The 16,963-nt window shown below is 43.9% G+C and carries 15 protein-coding genes; 12 read left to right on the forward strand and 3 right to left on the reverse strand.

Features of this window, described 5'->3' with window-relative positions:
- Positions 1-82 precede the first annotated feature (82 nt).
- From BN1067_RS11100 to BN1067_RS11115, 4 genes are all read left to right on the forward strand, one after another.
- A complete protein-coding gene (locus BN1067_RS11100; protein WP_053218918.1) occupies positions 83-763 on the forward strand; it encodes a metal-dependent hydrolase in 681 nt (226 codons plus the stop codon).
- Positions 764-1,029: 266 nt separating this feature from the next.
- The gene (locus BN1067_RS11105; protein ID WP_053218919.1) at positions 1,030-1,257 is read left to right on the forward strand and encodes a hypothetical protein; all 228 of its coding nucleotides are present in this window, start codon (positions 1,030-1,032) and stop codon (positions 1,255-1,257) included.
- A gap of 74 nt (positions 1,258-1,331) precedes the next feature.
- Positions 1,332-2,645: a DRTGG domain-containing protein gene (locus BN1067_RS11110; protein ID WP_053218920.1), complete on the forward strand. Its 1,314-nt coding sequence runs from the start codon at positions 1,332-1,334 to the stop codon at positions 2,643-2,645.
- Between the two features lie 66 nt (positions 2,646-2,711).
- Positions 2,712-4,019: a DRTGG domain-containing protein gene (locus tag BN1067_RS11115; protein ID WP_053218921.1), complete on the forward strand. Its 1,308-nt coding sequence runs from the start codon at positions 2,712-2,714 to the stop codon at positions 4,017-4,019.
- 69 nt (positions 4,020-4,088) lie between these two features.
- Here the strand turns inward: BN1067_RS11115 and BN1067_RS11120 are convergent, their stop codons facing one another.
- Positions 4,089-4,379 (reverse strand): YtpI family protein, encoded by a 291-nt coding sequence (locus BN1067_RS11120; RefSeq protein ID WP_053218922.1) that lies wholly within the window; start codon positions 4,377-4,379, stop codon positions 4,089-4,091.
- Between the two features lie 100 nt (positions 4,380-4,479).
- On the opposite strand from BN1067_RS11120, the gene BN1067_RS11125 reads away from it, so the two are divergent.
- Positions 4,480-5,430 (forward strand): DHH family phosphoesterase, encoded by a 951-nt coding sequence (locus BN1067_RS11125; protein ID WP_053218923.1) that lies wholly within the window; start codon positions 4,480-4,482, stop codon positions 5,428-5,430.
- 63 nt (positions 5,431-5,493) lie between these two features.
- Here BN1067_RS11125 and ytrI read toward each other — a convergent pair whose 3' ends face one another.
- Both ytrI and BN1067_RS11135 read right to left on the reverse strand, forming a co-directional pair.
- On the reverse strand, positions 5,494-5,997 hold the full coding sequence (ytrI, locus tag BN1067_RS11130; protein ID WP_053218924.1) for a sporulation membrane protein YtrI: 504 nt from the start codon (positions 5,995-5,997) through the stop codon (positions 5,494-5,496).
- Positions 5,998-6,330 carry a YtrH family sporulation protein gene (locus tag BN1067_RS11135; RefSeq protein WP_053218925.1) on the reverse strand — a complete coding sequence of 111 codons (333 nt, stop codon included), beginning with the start codon at positions 6,328-6,330 and terminating at the stop codon, positions 5,998-6,000.
- A gap of 166 nt (positions 6,331-6,496) precedes the next feature.
- Between BN1067_RS11135 and dnaE the strand changes: the two genes are divergently transcribed.
- The 7 genes from dnaE (at position 6,497) to pyk (ending at position 16,881) form a co-directional block, all read left to right on the forward strand.
- Positions 6,497-9,835, forward strand: coding sequence for a DNA polymerase III subunit alpha (dnaE, locus tag BN1067_RS11140; protein ID WP_053218955.1), 3,339 nt, complete (start codon positions 6,497-6,499; stop codon positions 9,833-9,835).
- Positions 9,836-9,974: 139 nt separating this feature from the next.
- On the forward strand, positions 9,975-11,216 hold the full coding sequence (locus tag BN1067_RS11145; RefSeq protein ID WP_053218926.1) for an NAD(P)-dependent malic enzyme: 1,242 nt from the start codon (positions 9,975-9,977) through the stop codon (positions 11,214-11,216).
- Between the two features lie 178 nt (positions 11,217-11,394).
- Positions 11,395-12,012 (forward strand): FadR/GntR family transcriptional regulator, encoded by a 618-nt coding sequence (locus tag BN1067_RS11150; protein WP_053218927.1) that lies wholly within the window; start codon positions 11,395-11,397, stop codon positions 12,010-12,012.
- A 93-nt stretch (positions 12,013-12,105) separates the two neighbouring features.
- A complete protein-coding gene (accD, locus tag BN1067_RS11155; RefSeq protein WP_053218928.1) occupies positions 12,106-12,966 on the forward strand; it encodes an acetyl-CoA carboxylase, carboxyltransferase subunit beta in 861 nt (286 codons plus the stop codon).
- Complete coding sequence (gene accA / locus BN1067_RS11160) at positions 12,963-13,925, forward strand: acetyl-CoA carboxylase carboxyl transferase subunit alpha (RefSeq protein WP_053218929.1); 963 nt, start codon at positions 12,963-12,965, stop codon at positions 13,923-13,925. Before accD ends, accA begins: the two co-directional genes overlap by 4 nt.
- 194 nt (positions 13,926-14,119) lie before the next feature.
- Positions 14,120-15,079, forward strand: a complete 960-nt coding sequence (pfkA, locus tag BN1067_RS11165; protein WP_053218930.1) for a 6-phosphofructokinase — start codon at positions 14,120-14,122, stop codon at positions 15,077-15,079.
- 41 nt (positions 15,080-15,120) lie between these two features.
- Entirely contained in the window at positions 15,121-16,881 is a 1,761-nt protein-coding gene (pyk, locus tag BN1067_RS11170; RefSeq protein ID WP_053218931.1) for a pyruvate kinase, read from the forward strand.
- Positions 16,882-16,963 lie beyond the last annotated feature (82 nt).

Here is a 16,963-nt window from a genome sequence, read left to right on the forward strand (position 1 = left end):
GCAAGAAAGGGTATAACATTTGAATAGTAAATGTTGACTTGCTAGGATGAAGATAAGAATAACTTTGGAGGAGTGTGAAGAAATGAAAGTATCTTTCCATGGCCAATCTGCAATAAAGGTTGTTACAGCCAACCATACGATTTTTATTGATCCTTTTATAACAGGTAACGGATCTTCTGATTTGGATGCAAGCAAAGTCGAAGCGGATGTCATTTTGCTTACCCACGGTCACAACGACCATGTCGGAGATACAATCGACATCGCGAAACGTAATGATGCGTTGGTCGTTGCGCCGAATGAACTAGCCAATTATCTGGACTCAAGGGGATTGAATACCCACCCGATGCATATCGGCGGTGCTCATACATTTGATTTTGGAAAGGTGAAGCTCACCCAGGCTTTTCACGGCTCTTCGTTTACTGATGAAAATGGAGAGAGTATCTATACCGGTATGCCAGCTGGAATCCTGTTGACAGTCGAAGGAAAAACCATTTATCACGCAGGGGATACCGGACTATTCTCCGATTTGAAATTAATAGGCGACAGAAATAATATTGATCTTGCTTTCCTTCCGATTGGTGATAATTTTACGATGGGACCAGATGATGCGCTGGTTGCTGCAGAATGGATTCAAGCGAAACAAGTCGTTCCGATCCATTATAATACATTCCCGCTGATTGAACAGAATGGGGATGCGTTTGCAGAAAAAGTGAAACCTGGAAAAGGTATAGCCCTTAAACCAGGTGAATCCATCGAACTGTAATATACTCAAAGGAGCCCCTGCCATTTTTGGCAAGGGTTCTTTTTTTAGTCTATGTCATTTTTGCAAAAGAGAAATTTGGTGCAATGAATGGTTGAAAGAAGCAAATAGAGAAAGGCAGCTGCCTTCCTATCTTTCTTTGAAGGTGTTCTAACCGTGTATCGTTTTAAGTGTATCGGGGGTGGGCAAGGCACTTTCGCTTTTCTTGTCCAGAGCATGTCTTGTTGGCCCGTTGCATACAATAGAACAAAACAGCTGGGGGTGAAAGAGTGAAACAGTATGCGCTATTGCGAATCTTGCTGGCTTGTTTCTTTTTATATGTGGCTTGGCCGGAAATCGGCAAGCAAACCAGTAATGCTGGCGGATATTTTTGGGCTGGCTGGCTGATCTTCTTCTTGCTGGTAGTTGGAGCAAACTTAGCAACCATGCTAAAAATGACCAAACCTCCGGTCATGGAGCAAAGCCGCGAGAAGCAAACAGCAATTGGTAAAAATTGAAGGCGGCATCGAACATCTGTATAATAACAAGTAGAAAAAAATTATTAGTACAGATGAAAGATTGGTGAAAAAGCTTGGCTACCAAACATGAACAAATCCTCTCGTTCATAGAATCACTGACGGTAGGAAACAAAATATCCGTAAGACAAATCGCAAAAGAATTGAACGTTAGTGAGGGGACGGCTTACCGTGCTATTAAAGAAGCGGAAAACCAGGGGATGGTCAGCACGATCGAACGGGTCGGCACGATTCGGATAGAAACAAAGAAAAAAGAGAATTTTGAGCATTTGACTTTTGCTGAAATTATCAGTATTGTCGACGGCCAAGTACTAGGCGGAAGGGAAGGGCTTTATAAAACGCTGAATAAATTTGTCATCGGAGCCATGAAATTGGATGCCATGATGCGTTACACGGAAAGGGACTCTTTGTTGATCGTCGGTAACAGGGTGGGTGCTCATGAACTGGCAATCCAGGAAGGGGCGGCTGTACTAATAACCGGCGGCTTCGATACAGAGGATCATGTCAAACGTCTGGCAGATGAAAAGAAGCTTCCGATCATTTCTACCAGCTATGACACTTTTACCGTGGCTGCGATGATCAATAGAGCGATATACGATCAACTGATAAAAAAAGAAATTGTCCTCGTAGGAGATATTTATACTCCAAAAAAGGATGCCTTTATACTGACAGCAAAGGATAAACTGGAGAAATGGTACGAGCTGAATGACCGAACAACCCACAGTCGTTATCCTGTGGTGGATGAAAACTATCGGGTGATCGGCATGGTGACTTCCAAAGACATTATCGGAAAAGACAGATCTTCTACTATCGAAAAAGTCATGACGAAAAACCCGATGACTGTCCAAAAGGAAACTTCCTTGACCTATGCAGCCCATATGATGGTATGGGAAGGGATAGAAATTATGCCCGTTGTCGGACCTTCTCAAAAACTGGAAGGGCTTGTTTCCAGACAGGATGTACTGAAAGCATTACAGCACATTCAGCGCCAGCCGCATGTAGGAGAGACGATTGACAATCTTGTCACAAACAGACTGGAGGCCGTCGAGGACGGGGAAAACCCGGCCATCTACCGATCAGTGGTTACGCCACAAATGACTAACCAGCTTGGTACCTTGTCATACGGGGTTTTCACTTCATTTGTTACAGAAGCTTCGAGCAGACTTCTTCGGCAATATAAAAAAGGCGCTTTAGCTGTTGAAAATTTGTCGATTTACTTCATCAAGCCGGTCCAATTGGACAGTATGTTGGAGATAAAGCCGCGCTTGCTTGAAGCTGGCAGGAAGTTCGCGAAGGTGGATATCGAAGTCTATAACGGAAAAGTATTAGTCGGAAAAGCACTGCTGCTAGCCCAGCTCATCGACCGCTAGGGTATTGTGAGCCGGCCAAAAATGGCCGGCACAAACAGGGGTTAGCTGTACATATCTATCTTTCGTATCCTATCGNAACAAATCCTCTCGTTCATAGAATCACTGACGGTAGGAAACAAAATATCCGTAAGACAAATCGCAAAAGAATTGAACGTTAGTGAGGGGACGGCTTACCGTGCTATTAAAGAAGCGGAAAACCAGGGGATGGTCAGCACGATCGAACGGGTCGGCACGATTCGGATAGAAACAAAGAAAAAAGAGAATTTTGAGCATTTGACTTTTGCTGAAATTATCAGTATTGTCGACGGCCAAGTACTAGGCGGAAGGGAAGGGCTTTATAAAACGCTGAATAAATTTGTCATCGGAGCCATGAAATTGGATGCCATGATGCGTTACACGGAAAGGGACTCTTTGTTGATCGTCGGTAACAGGGTGGGTGCTCATGAACTGGCAATCCAGGAAGGGGCGGCTGTACTAATAACCGGCGGCTTCGATACAGAGGATCATGTCAAACGTCTGGCAGATGAAAAGAAGCTTCCGATCATTTCTACCAGCTATGACACTTTTACCGTGGCTGCGATGATCAATAGAGCGATATACGATCAACTGATAAAAAAAGAAATTGTCCTCGTAGGAGATATTTATACTCCAAAAAAGGATGCCTTTATACTGACAGCAAAGGATAAACTGGAGAAATGGTACGAGCTGAATGACCGAACAACCCACAGTCGTTATCCTGTGGTGGATGAAAACTATCGGGTGATCGGCATGGTGACTTCCAAAGACATTATCGGAAAAGACAGATCTTCTACTATCGAAAAAGTCATGACGAAAAACCCGATGACTGTCCAAAAGGAAACTTCCTTGACCTATGCAGCCCATATGATGGTATGGGAAGGGATAGAAATTATGCCCGTTGTCGGACCTTCTCAAAAACTGGAAGGGCTTGTTTCCAGACAGGATGTACTGAAAGCATTACAGCACATTCAGCGCCAGCCGCATGTAGGAGAGACGATTGACAATCTTGTCACAAACAGACTGGAGGCCGTCGAGGACGGGGAAAACCCGGCCATCTACCGATCAGTGGTTACGCCACAAATGACTAACCAGCTTGGTACCTTGTCATACGGGGTTTTCACTTCATTTGTTACAGAAGCTTCGAGCAGACTTCTTCGGCAATATAAAAAAGGCGATTTAGTTGTTGAAAATTTGTCGATTTACTTCATCAAGCCGGTCCAATTGGACAGTATGTTGGAGATAAAGCCGCGCTTGCTTGAAGCTGGCAGGAAGTTCGCGAAGGTGGATATCGAAGTCTATAACGGAAAAGTATTAGTCGGAAAAGCACTGCTGCTAGCCCAGCTCATCGACCGCTAGGGTATTGTGAGCCGGCCAAAAATGGCCGGCACAAACAGGGGTTAGCTGTACATATCTATCTTTCGTATCCTATCGGGAGAGTCTCTTTCGTTCGTTGCGGTAATGACGTGCTCGTTTATATCCATCCACGAATTGAAGACCGCCCAATAACAAAAAGACAATACCTATGTATAAGGCCAGTTGTGTTTGATAGTATAGATATTGATTGATACCGAAAAATACAACAAAAATACCTAAACAGATTTTGCCTTTTGCATTCATATACAATTGATTTAAAGCATCGTTACTTCTGAGGATTGCTACCTTATAATAAACGTATAAGACTAGCGAGATCATGATGACGATAGGGAATATTACCATAAAATCTACTCCTAACCTAATTTTACAACGTCTCCATTGTAGCTTTTTTTTACTCGTTTTACTAGGAATAAAATAAGATAATTCCAAAGGGAGTGTACAGATGAAAAACAAGGAAATAGTAAAAAAAATAAAACAATACCAGACAATCATTATCCATAGACACGTGCGGCCTGATCCGGATGCTTTCGGTTCTCAGGCAGGACTGGGAGAAATGATCAAGCATTCTTTTCCAGATAAAAATGTTTATCTTGTCGGGGATGAAGATCCTTCCCTCAGCTTTTTGGCGCAAATGGACAGTGTGCCGGACGAATTGTTTGAATCGGCTCTGGTCATTGTTTGTGATACTGCCAATCAAGCCAGGATTGCAGATCAGCGGTACAAAAATGGGAAAGAATTGATCAAAATCGATCACCATCCTAACGTTGATCCGTACGGGGACTTGTCCTGGGTAGAAACTACAGCAAGCTCCACCAGTGAAATGATTTATGAATTATATCTTGAAGGGAAGGAAATGGGTTTTGCTTTTAACGATAAAGCCGCTCGTTTGATTTATGCAGGGATTGTTGGAGATACAGGAAGATTTTTATTCCCTAGTGCAACCAAACGAACTTTTCAATATGCATCCGAATTAGTCGTATATGACTTTGACCGGCCGAAGCTTTATACTGCGCTTTATAATACCAAGCCAAATGTGGCAAGGCTGAAAGGGTATATCCTCCAGCATTTCAAGATAAGCCAAGCTGGTTTTTGCAATGTGAAGATTTCAAAGCAAACGTTAGAGGAGTTTGATGTAACGTCTCTTGAGACGAGTCAGCTTGTCGGCATTCTTGGGGACATGGAAGGGATTAAGGCATGGGCGTTTTTCGTGGAAGAGGATGATTTAATCCGTGTCAGACTCCGCTCAAAAGGGCCGGTAGTGAATGAAGTAGCTGCCAAATACAATGGAGGTGGCCACCCAATGGCTGCTGGAGCGTCTGTAGAAAATTGGGAAGAAACGGAATATGTCATTGCTGATATGGAGCAGGTATGTGCAGAATATAAAGAGGAATAGCCATAATCAAAGCCGTCAGGCCGCCTCTTGCCAAATGGCAAGGTTGCTTCTTGACGGCTTTCTTTAATTGGAGAAGTCGAGAGAAAGATGCAGTTTCAGGGTAGGAGCGATAACGAGCCTGTTGATGGAAGCTGTATAGTTGATATCTTCGACTCGGTAGACGGTATTTTCCAGAGTCGAAATCAGTAATTGGTCGTTTTCGGACAAGCTGACAATATCCTTTCCGATGACGCTGTCTATCTCCGCTTTTATTACTTCTTGTAGTTGATGGACGATAAGTCGGTCTAGTTTTAACTGCTCTGCATTGTCTATCTCAACATCGACGGACTGGACAATCACCTTTTGCTTTGTTTTTTCATTCATTTCTTTTTCATTCTCGAGGAGCACTTCATTCTGTTTCTTCAATTCTGCTATTTGGGAGCGTAAATTCATGTTGTCTTCCAGCCATTTTTCATAATATTGACCATACATATACAAATAAATGACAAATGCGATGATAGCACCGATAAATCCCCCTGCAAAAAATCGCTGCCAGCTCTCTTTTTTATAGTAAGGAGGAATGTGCATTTATTCGATGTCCTCCTGTGTAAGCCATTCAATGATCAGCAGGGAAGTTTGGGCTCCACCCATAGCGGTGATGATCAAGAGGATTTGTTTGACAATATCGAGAGTAGATCCATTCAAAATCCCTTTTTCGAAATTTGAAATGGCATCAAAGGTTCCGCCTATTGCCGCAACAATTGCCCATATTCTCAGCTTTCTTGCGACAGTTGTGATAGAGGTCAAAGGCGGATCACCGGTTGCCAGATAACCAATACTGCCTATAATCGATCCTCCCATGATTACCCCTAAAGCAATGAAATAACAATGGATCAGGGAGAACACAAACCTTTCCTCCATGCTTCTTTCCTCCCGTCTCACTTTTTTACCGTGAATTCAAACGGATGTATCGAATTCTCTGTTCATTTTATGATGACAAAAGACAAGTTATGTTAAGGGGTTATCATTTAATCTGATTAGCCTATCGGATATAATAGGGATGAATGATAAAGGCAGGTATGTATATATGGATTTCACACATTTACAAGTGCGAAGCGGATACAGTTTAATGAAGAGTACCATTCAGATTAGTCAATTAGTGCAAAAAGCGGAGGAAATGGAATATAAGTCGATTGCACTGACAGACGATCGCGTGTTCCATGGAGCTGTTCCTTTTTATCAGGCATGCACTGCCAGAGGAATAAAGCCGATTTTGGGAATGGGAGTGGAATTGGGCCAGGAGCAAATTCCTTGGATCCTGCTTGCCCGAAATAATCAAGGTTATCAACAATTGCTGAGATTGAGCTCTACATTACAGTTAGACAACCTGGCACAGCCAGGATTAGAGGAATTGTCAGGATTTACTGGTGACGTGATTGCTATTCTGGCACTCTCTCGAAAACTATTGGAAAGTTTTTCCTCCGGTCAATTAGCCGATTTAATCGACCAGGGGCGGGATGTATTCTCGTATGAAAACCTTTATTTAGGAATTGATGGCAGCCTTGCTGATGCACCGGAGCTGTCTTCGTTAAAAAAATTCAGTCAGACTGCCGGTCTCCCGGCAGTGGCTCTTACGGATGTGCGTTACTTAGTTGCTGGCGACCGTTCTGCATATGACTGTCTTCAAGCCATGAGGAAGGGTGAAAAATGGGAGCCTTCCGAAAATGAGCATGTGTCTGCGGGTTCGGCGGAACATCTGAAATCGAAACTGGAATTGCAAGACACCTTCCAATTTTGGCCGGAAGCCGTGGAAAATACGGGTGAAATAGCGGCCAAATGCAATGTGGATCTTCGTTTTGACCGAAGAATGCTCCCGTCCTATCCCGTACCAGGGGAAGAATCTGCAGATGATTATTTAAAAAAATTGTGCTATGATTTTATTTTTGATAAATACGGCTATGTCTCAGAGAAGGTGCAAAAGCGCCTAGATTACGAGCTTAAGGTGATCTCCTCCATGCAATTCAGCGACTACTTCCTGATTGTTTGGGATTTCATTCAATTTGCTAAGGATAACGGGATCATGGTAGGTCCGGGACGTGGCTCTGCAGCAGGTTCATTGGTTGCATATATATTGGGGATTACGGAAGTGGATCCGGTAAAGTATGATTTGCTGTTCGAACGCTTTTTGAATCCTGAGCGAGTATCGATGCCCGATATCGATATCGATTTTTCAGATACACGAAGAGAAGAAGTCATTCAATATGTGAAAAACAAGTACGGATCCGATCATGTGGCCCAAATTATCACTTATGGAACTTTTGCGGCCCGCTCCTTGATCAGGGAATTGATCAAAACTTTGCAAATTGATCAGCAAGACGCGGCATTTATTTTAAAAGAGATTCCGCATCATACTTCCCAGTCGATCACTGACATGGTGAAAGCAAGCGAAGCGATAACGAATTATGTCAGGCAGTCACCGAAGCTTCAGACCCTTTTTAAGGTTGCTGCTCGGCTTGAGGGTCTGCCCCGCCATATTTCCACGCATGCCGCCGGAATTGTGATCAGTGAGGAACCTTTGGTCCATCATGTTCCGTTAATTGCCGGCCATAATGAGGTGGCACTGACGCAATTTGCCATGAAGGAACTAGAGGCAATCGGTCTATTGAAAATGGACTTTTTAGGGTTGCGGAACTTGTCCTTGCTCGAAAGGATTACCGCATCAATCAAACACAAAGAAAAAGTGGAAATTGATGTAAGGGACATTCCGTTAGAGGATGAGGCAACATTTCAATTGCTGCGGCGTGGCCAAACAAATGGGGTTTTCCAACTGGAATCGAAAGGGATGCAAAGCGTCCTGATGGATTTACAGCCGACCTCCTTTGAGGATGTTGTAGCGGTAAATGCGTTGTACAGACCCGGACCAATGGAATATATATCTGTGTATGTAAATCGTAAACATAACCGGGAAAGGGTGGAATATCCTCACCCTGATTTGCGGCCGATTTTGTCAAAAACCTATGGGGTTCTCGTCTATCAGGAGCAAATCATGCAAATTGCCAGCAAGATGGCCGGATTTTCATTGGGCCAGGCGGACATACTGCGAAGAGCAGTAAGCAAAAAACAGCATAGCGTCATGAAGGAACAAAAACAGGCATTCCTTAAAGGCTGCCTTGCCAATGGTTACGACCAAGAAACAGCGAGTCAAATTTTTGAATGGATTGTCCGATTTTCCAATTATGGATTCAACCGGAGCCACGCTGTTGCCTATAGCATGATATCCTATCAATTAGCCTATTTGAAAGCTCATTTTCCCGCTCATTTTATGGCGGAGATCATGGGATCTGTATCAGGACAGCAGGAAAAAATCCAGCTTTATGTTAATGAAGCCAAGCAGCTGGGGATAAAAGTATTGCCGCCTTCGATCAATAAGAGCTTTGGCAGGTTTAGTGTGGAAAACCATCATATCCGTATGGGGTTGTTACAAATCAAAGGCGTGGGTGGTCAAGCAGTCAGGGAAATTGTTCAAGCGCGGAATAACCGCCCTTTTAAAAGTCTTTTCGATTTTTGTATGCGTGTTTCCTCGAAAACAGTAAACCGTCCGGTTTTAGAATCACTCATCCTTGCCGGAGCATTTGATGAAAGCAATGCTAACCGGGCCAGCCTGCTCGGAACAATCGACCAGGCGATGGAACAGGGAGAATTGTTCGGGGAATTCGGTGACCAGCCTTCATTTTTCCAGGAGAGTGTTGAATTGGATGCCACCTATAAACAGACAGAAGACTTTTCTGATATACAAAAGCTTTCCTTTGAAAAGGATGTGCTAGGAATATATATATCGAGCCATCCTTTGGCAAAATACAGAGAACAGCTGAGGGCCGCCGGATTCATTGCACTGGAAGACTCGAAGCATTTTGTAGGAAGAAATAACATGAAGGCAGGAGCGGTCGTACAAGAGCTCAAAACGATCAGAACCAAGCGGGGAGACCCTATGGCTTTTATGACAATGGGGGATGAAAATGGACAGATGGAAGCCGTCATTTTTCCAGAACTCTATCGACAGATCAACCGCTGGCTTAAAGAAGAGTCGATGATCATTATAAAAGGGAAAGTAGAACAGCGGAATGAACGATTGCAGTGGCTCTTGGCCGAAATTGTTCCATTTGACGAAGAATATTTAGAAGTAAGTGGCCAGAGCAGGTTATTTTTGAAAATCTTTGAGCAAAACGAAGAGCAAATCTTGTTACAAATCCAGAAAGTTGCAAATGCTTTTCCGGGAAGCAGCCCGGTCATCATTTATCATGCCGGCCGAAAAAAGACCTATCAGTTGGCCAGCAGCTATCATATTCACATCAACAAACAAAGCTTGAACCAGCTCTATCAGTTGCTTGGAAAAGAGAATGTTGCGGTACGAAAGTCGGAATCCTAATTAAGAATTAGTGGATACTTGTGCAAGAAAGTCAGCCTTTACACCAAAAAAGCTTTTGTTATAATAGAATAGTTAAGTGGTCAGACCAATTTAAAACAGACGGAAATACGTCCGGAATGATTAAAGGAGCGGGTCGGAAATGTCTAATTTAAGGGATGAGGCATTACATATCCATCGAGCGAATCAGGGGAAATTATCGACACAGACGAAGATTCCCGTCAGAAATGCCAACGATCTCAGTTTAGCTTACTCACCGGGAGTGGCGGAACCATGCAAAGAGATATATGACCGGAAAGAAGCGGTATATGAGTACACAATGAAAGGCAACATGGTTGCTGTTGTCAGTGACGGATCTGCTGTCCTTGGTTTGGGGAATATTGGACCGGAAGCTGCACTGCCTGTCATGGAAGGAAAATCCGTTCTGTTCAAAAGTTTTGCCGGGGTGGATTCTTTTCCGATTTGCCTTAATACACATAATGTTGAAGAAATCATCCAGACAGTAAAACTGATGGAGCCGACTTTCGGGGGCGTGAATTTGGAAGATATCGCAGCGCCAAACTGTTTCATCATCGAAGAAAGATTAAAAAAAGAGACGAATATTCCGATTTTCCATGACGACCAGCATGGAACTGCTATCGTTACGGTTGCAGGTCTCTTAAATGCTTTGAAGTTGGTAGATAAGAAGTTTTCTGATATAAAAGTGGTAGCAAACGGGGCAGGTGCAGCAGGAATTGCCATCATCAAACTCTTGCATAACCTTGGTGTTAGGGATATCATAATGTGTGATTCCAAAGGAGCCATTTTTGAAGGTAGAAATGATGGGATGAATGAAGTGAAAGATGAGGTGGCGAAAATCACCAACAAGGAACACAAGCAAGGAAGCCTCGAAGAAGTGATGGAAGGGGCGGATGTGTTCATCGGAGTTTCCGTAGGTGGATTGCTGAGCAAAGAGATGGTGGAAAGCATGAATGATGATCCGATCATTTTTGCAATGGCAAATCCAGATCCGGAAATAATGCCTGAAGATGCCAAAGCAGCTGGTGCAAAGGTGATTGGTACAGGTCGTTCCGATTTTCCGAACCAGGTGAACAATGTGCTTGCATTTCCTGGTATTTTTCGTGGCGCTTTAGATGTTCGGGCGACCCGTATTAATGAAAAAATGAAAGTTGCGGCTGCCGAAGCTATTGCTGCGTTGATTACCGAAAAAGAGCTGAATGCCGATTATGTTATCCCTGCTCCTTTTGATCCAAGGGTTGCTCCTGCTGTGGCAGCTAGTGTAGCAAAGGCAGCAATGGAGTCTGGGGTGGCCAGAATTCAAGTCGATCCGGAGCAGGTTGCCGAAAAAACCCGAAGACTTACGATGATTGATGAAAACGAATAAAGCATGCGCAGGATTGTACTGCGATGAGCGAAGCTCCATGTAAACGGAAAGCCTTGGCGTCAAAAACCAAGGCTCTCCTTGTTCTCCATAAGGAACCATTTTGCTTTAAAGGTGCTTGAAACCAGCATCTTGTTTGTTTTGTTGAAGGGGGGGTCTTATCGTTTCCAAGCCGGAGAAGATGAAGGTCTATGAAGAAGTGCTCAACGAAATTCGGGATTTCATTGAGAAAAATGATTTGTCGCCGGGGGACAAGCTGCCTTCTGAACGCGAATTGACGGAGCATTTAGGTGCTGGAAGATCATCCGTCAGAGAGGCACTCCGCGCTATTGAGTTGTTGGGGTTAATCGAAACGAGAAGAGGAGAGGGAACCTTTTTGAAAATGTACCAACCATATCACACAGTAGAGCTGTTGTCATCGTTTATTCTACGGGATTCCAATACCAAGCAAGATATTGTCTTTTCAAAGCGAATCATAGAAAAAGAAGCGGCAAAGCTGGCTTACAGCCACTTATCCGAACAGGAAAAGAAAGAGCTGCAAATGGTCTTGGAAAATGACCAGTTAACAGCTGAGCAGGTTCATTATCAGTTTTTCTCGATTATTTTTAAGAGCGGAGAAAATTTTCTCCTGCAAAAAATATGGCACTTATTGAATGATTTTTCTTATGCAGTGGAGAATGTTTTCTATAACAAGCAATTTTATCATCTGCTTATACATATATATATGGATGGTAATTATGAAAATATTGAAACGCTCTTTAGCAGCTTGCAACGGGAAACTATACCCGAAGCAGAATGAGAACACCCTTTACAAGAATGTATAAAGCGGCAGAATAAGCCCCCTTTAGGGAGCAGACAGGCTTCAAGTAAGAGTTAGAAGGAGGGATCATCCTTGCTTAAAGACTTATTTAGCAAGAAAAAAAAGTATGCATCAATACCTAGAGAGGAAGCAAAGCAAGATATTCCTGAGGGCTTAATGCAAAAATGTAATAATTGTCATAAAATAGTTTACCGAAAAGAAATGGAAAAAAACATGAATGTATGCCCTAATTGTGGTTATCATCATCAAATGCCTGCATATGATCGAATTGCTTCCCTTTTTGATGAAGGGACATTTGAAGAATGGGACAAACAATTGATTTCCGCTAACCCTCTCCAATTTCCCGGATATGAGGACAAGCTTGAGAAAGACAGGCAGAAAACGGATTTAAACGAGGCGGTCGTGACGGGGGCTGGAACCATTGATGGACATCGAGCATCGGTGGCTGTCATGGACGCAAGATTCCGCATGGGAAGCATGGGATCGGTTGTAGGAGAAAAGATAGCCAGGGCAATCGAGAAAGCAGGAGATGAATCCCTACCCTTCATTATTTTCACGGCATCCGGTGGAGCAAGAATGCAGGAAGGTGTACTCAGCCTGATGCAAATGAGCAAAACATCGGTGGCTATCAAGCGGTTTAGCGATGCAGGCGGTTTAATGATTTCGATCATGACAAACCCTACTACCGGAGGGGTGTCAGCCAGCTTTGCTTCATTAGGGGACTATAATTTTGCGGAACCGGGAGCATTGATTGGCTTTGCAGGAAGACGAGTGATCGAGCAGACTATTCGTGAAAACCTTCCGGATGATTTTCAGACAGCTGAATTTCAGTTGGCACACGGTCAGTTAGATAAAGTGATCAACAGACATGACATGAAAGATACATTGGCAACATTGCTTGATATCCATCAGGCAGGGGAGGGATTGTCATGAAACAGGTCCTTGATTTCGAAAAACCTGTGGTAGAATTACGAGAAAAAATTTCTGAATTGAAAGCTTTTACGAAGGATAGTGAAATCGACTTAACGGAAGAAATTACAACCTTGGAAAAACGCCTGGAAAACTTGGAAAATGATATATATGGAAACCTCAAGCCATGGGACAGGGTACAGATTGCCCGTCATGCGGAAAGACCTACAACTCTGGATTATATCGAGCTGCTTTTTACTGATTTTATGGAATTTCATGGGGACAGGCTGTTTGGCGATGATGAAGCGTTAGTTGCAGGGATTGCTAAATTTAATGGAAAGCCTGTCACAGTAGTTGGTCATCAACGAGGTAAAGAAACAAAAGAAAATATACGCCGGAATTTTGGCATGCCACACCCGGAAGGATATCGAAAAGCGCTTCGTCACATGAAACAGGCAGAAAAGTTTCACCGACCTGTCATTTGTTTTATCGATACAAAAGGAGCATACCCGGGAAAGGCAGCAGAAGAACGGGGCCAAAGCGAAGCGATCGCAAGAAACTTGATGGAGATGGCTGGGTTGCGGGTGCCGATTGTCTGTGTCGTTATTGGAGAAGGCGGCAGCGGTGGTGCACTTGCACTCGGGGTCGGCGATAAAATCCATATGCTCGAAAACTCGACCTATTCCGTTATTTCACCGGAAGGAGCTGCGGCTTTGCTATGGAAGGATTCCGGTCAGGCTCAAAGAGCTGCCGAAACGATGAAAATAACCTCTTATGATTTGAAGGAATTGAACATCATCGATGAAATTATCCAGGAAGTACGTGGTGGAGCCCATCGAGACGTCAGAAAACAGGCTGATTATATAGGGGAAGTGCTCGCAGCTTCGCTGGAAGAACTCTCTGAATTGGAAACAGAAGAATTGCTAGATAAACGTTGGGAAAAATATAAACAAATAGGAGATTATTCAGAGTTGGAATCTTAAACAGCTCGAGTTTAATTGCTGTCCCGGCCAAGGTCAGGACAGCTGTTTCTATGCCCTCGTTCCATGCCGGATGGAAGTTTGGTGCGAAGCCAGCCCTTTTCATGTATAATTTTATTTGATAATATCATTCTTTGGGATTATCTTGGAATGGGGAGAGGAATTAAAAGGCATAATCTAAATAGAGGTGATAAGAAATGAAAAAGATTGGAGTTCTAACTAGCGGCGGCGACTCTCCTGGTATGAATGCTGCTATCCGGGCAGTTGTCCGTAAATCAATTTTTCATGACATGGAAGTCTATGGTATCTATAACGGATACCAGGGTTTAATAGATGGAAATATCAAAAAAATGGAAATCGGCTCTGTCGGTGATATTATCCAGCGAGGAGGCACTATTCTTTACACTGCTCGAAGTGACGAGTTTCGTACAGAAGAGGGTAGAGAAAAAGCCATCGCACAGTTAAAAAAGTTTGGAATTGAAGGGCTTATTGTCATCGGTGGAGATGGCTCTTTCCGTGGCGCTGAAAAGCTGACACAGAAAGGCTATCCCTGTATAGGCGTACCTGGTACGATAGATAACGATATTCCTGGCACAGACTTTACGATTGGTTTTGATACAGCACTCAATACAGTTATTGAGGCGATTGATAAAATCAGAGACACCGCAACTTCGCATGAACGTACATATGTGGTAGAAGTAATGGGCCGCCATGCGGGTGATTTAGCATTATGGGCCGGACTTGCTGATGGTGCTGAAAGTATTTTGATCCCGGAGCATGCGGATGATTTTGAAGATGTTATTGAGCGCCTGAAAAGGGGAAAAGATAGAGGGAAGAAGCATAGTATCATTGTCCTTGCTGAAGGCGTAGGGTCTGGCATGGATTTTGGCCAGCGCATTAAGGATGCTACCAACCTGGAAACACGTGTTACCGTTTTGGGACATACACAACGGGGCGGTTCGCCTACAGCAGCTGACCGTGTGCTCGCGAGCAGACTTGGAGCCAAAGCCGTCGATTTACTGTTGGAAGGAAAGGCCGGAAGGGTAGTCGGCATCCAAAACAACAAACTGGTCGATCATGATATTTTAGAAATATTGGATGAAGAGCATCAAGTCGATTTTCAAATGTACGAGCTTTCCAAGCAGCTTTCCATCTAAGAAGAAATGACAGAAGAGGAATTTTGAAAGGAGGAAATCAAATGAGAAAAACAAAAATTGTAAGTACAATCGGTCCTGCTTCCGAATCAGTAGAGACACTGACAAAGTTGATGGAGGCGGGGATGAATGTTGCCCGGTTGAACTTTTCTCATGGAGATTTCGAAGAACATGGACAACGCATCAAAAACATCAGGGAGGCCGCTGAGAAAACTGGAAGTACGGTAGCGATTCTCTTGGATACAAAAGGCCCTGAAATCAGAACCGGTACATTAAAAGACGGAGAAGCCCAACTAACTAAGGGAGATACCGTTTATGTATCCATGGAGGACATTGAGGGTACTGCAGAGCGGATTTCTGTCACCTATCCAGATTTAATCAACGATGTTCACATCGGTTCCAAATTATTATTGGACGATGGCTTGATTGAATTGGAAGTAGAAGAAATTCTAAAGGACAAAAACGAGCTGAAAACAAAAGCACTCAACTCTGGCTTGTTAAAAAACAAAAAAGGTGTCAACGTACCAAACGTTAGCGTAAACCTTCCAGGAATGACGGAAAAGGACGCGAAAGACATCGAGTTTGGCATTGAGCAGGGTGTGGACTTCATCGCCGCCTCCTTTGTCAGACGTGCAACAGACGTGATGGAGATTCGTGACTTGCTTGAGAAGCATGATGCAGGTCATATTCAAATCATCCCTAAAATTGAGAACCAGGAAGGTGTCGACAACTTAGATCATATCCTGCAGGTCAGTGATGGATTAATGGTGGCACGGGGAGATCTTGGGGTTGAAATCCCACCTGAAGAGGTTCCGTTGGTACAAAAAGAAATGATTCGCAAGTGTAATACAGCAGGAAAGCCAGTTATTACGGCAACCCAAATGCTGGATTCCATGCAGCGCAATCCGCGTCCTACTCGTGCGGAAGCATCTGACGTAGCGAACGCCATTTTTGATGGTTCGGATGCGATTATGCTTTCTGGTGAGACAGCAGCTGGAGATTATCCTGTGGAAGCAGTCCAAACAATGAGCAATATCGCGATGAGGGCTGAGACAGCAATTGACCATAAAACGATTCTTGATTTACGTTCGAAAAACAGCGATATGACGATTACCGATGCAATCAGTCAGTCGGTTAACCACTCAGCTATGAATTTGGAAGTGGATGCGATTTTGACTCCGACTGTTAGTGGTCATACAGCCAGAATGATTTCCAAATACCGTCCGAAAGCTCCTATTATTGCCGTGACTTTCGATGAGCGAATTAACCGCAGGCTTGCCCTTGTGTGGGGTGTACAAACAATCGTCGGTCAACTCGCTCATTCTACTGACGACGTGTTGGATGTGGCTATCGACCGTGGAATTGATTCCGGTATTCTGGAGCGTGGTAATCGTGTTATTATCACTGCCGGTGTTCCAGTGGGCGAAAGTGGCACCACCAACCTGATGAAAGTCCACGTTATCGGAGACGTGCTTGCAAAAGGGCAAGGTGTCGGCAAAGGAAGCGCATATGGGCGGGCAGTTGTTGCCAAGAATACAGCCGAAGCATTGGAAAAGGTAAGAGAAGATGATATCCTGGTGACTTACGGTACGGATAAAGACATGATGCCTGCCATTGAAAAGGCTAGTGGACTGATCACTCAGGAAGGCGGCCTGACTTCCCATGCTGCGGTGGTAGGATTGAGCCTCGGAATCCCGGTTATCGTGGGAGTTGACAAGGCTATCGAGTTAGTGGAAGATGGAAAAGATATAACCATTGACGCTAGCAAAGGCGATATATACAATGGACATGCAAGTGTCCTGTAAAAGGAAACGAAGAAGAGGTTTTGCGGCCTCTTCTTTTCTTTTAAATGAAGATGGACCAGGTGGTCGACAGGAGGAAGGAGAT

This window comes from Virgibacillus senegalensis (assembly GCF_000821245.2).
Classification (GTDB): domain Bacteria; phylum Bacillota; class Bacilli; order Bacillales; family Amphibacillaceae; genus Sediminibacillus; species Sediminibacillus senegalensis.

Bases quoted from the DNA above. Each gene is read 5' to 3' on its own strand.
- BN1067_RS11100 (WP_053218918.1), top strand. From the start codon at position 83: ATGAAAGTATCTTTCCATGGCCAATCTGCAATAAAGGTTGTTACAGCC.
- dnaE (WP_053218955.1), top strand. From the start codon at position 6,497: ATGGATTTCACACATTTACAAGTGCGAAGCGGATACAGTTTAATGAAG.
- pyk (WP_053218931.1), top strand. From the start codon at position 15,121: ATGAGAAAAACAAAAATTGTAAGTACAATCGGTCCTGCTTCCGAATCA.
- accA (WP_053218929.1), top strand. From the start codon at position 12,963: ATGAAACAGGTCCTTGATTTCGAAAAACCTGTGGTAGAATTACGAGAA.
- BN1067_RS11125 (WP_053218923.1), top strand. From the start codon at position 4,480: ATGAAAAACAAGGAAATAGTAAAAAAAATAAAACAATACCAGACAATC.
- BN1067_RS11135 (WP_053218925.1), bottom strand. From the start codon at position 6,330: ATGGAGGAAAGGTTTGTGTTCTCCCTGATCCATTGTTATTTCATTGCT.
- pfkA (WP_053218930.1), top strand. From the start codon at position 14,120: ATGAAAAAGATTGGAGTTCTAACTAGCGGCGGCGACTCTCCTGGTATG.
- BN1067_RS11150 (WP_053218927.1), top strand. From the start codon at position 11,395: ATGAAGGTCTATGAAGAAGTGCTCAACGAAATTCGGGATTTCATTGAG.
- ytrI (WP_053218924.1), bottom strand. From the start codon at position 5,997: ATGCACATTCCTCCTTACTATAAAAAAGAGAGCTGGCAGCGATTTTTT.
- BN1067_RS11120 (WP_053218922.1), bottom strand. From the start codon at position 4,379: ATGGTAATATTCCCTATCGTCATCATGATCTCGCTAGTCTTATACGTT.
- BN1067_RS11145 (WP_053218926.1), top strand. From the start codon at position 9,975: ATGTCTAATTTAAGGGATGAGGCATTACATATCCATCGAGCGAATCAG.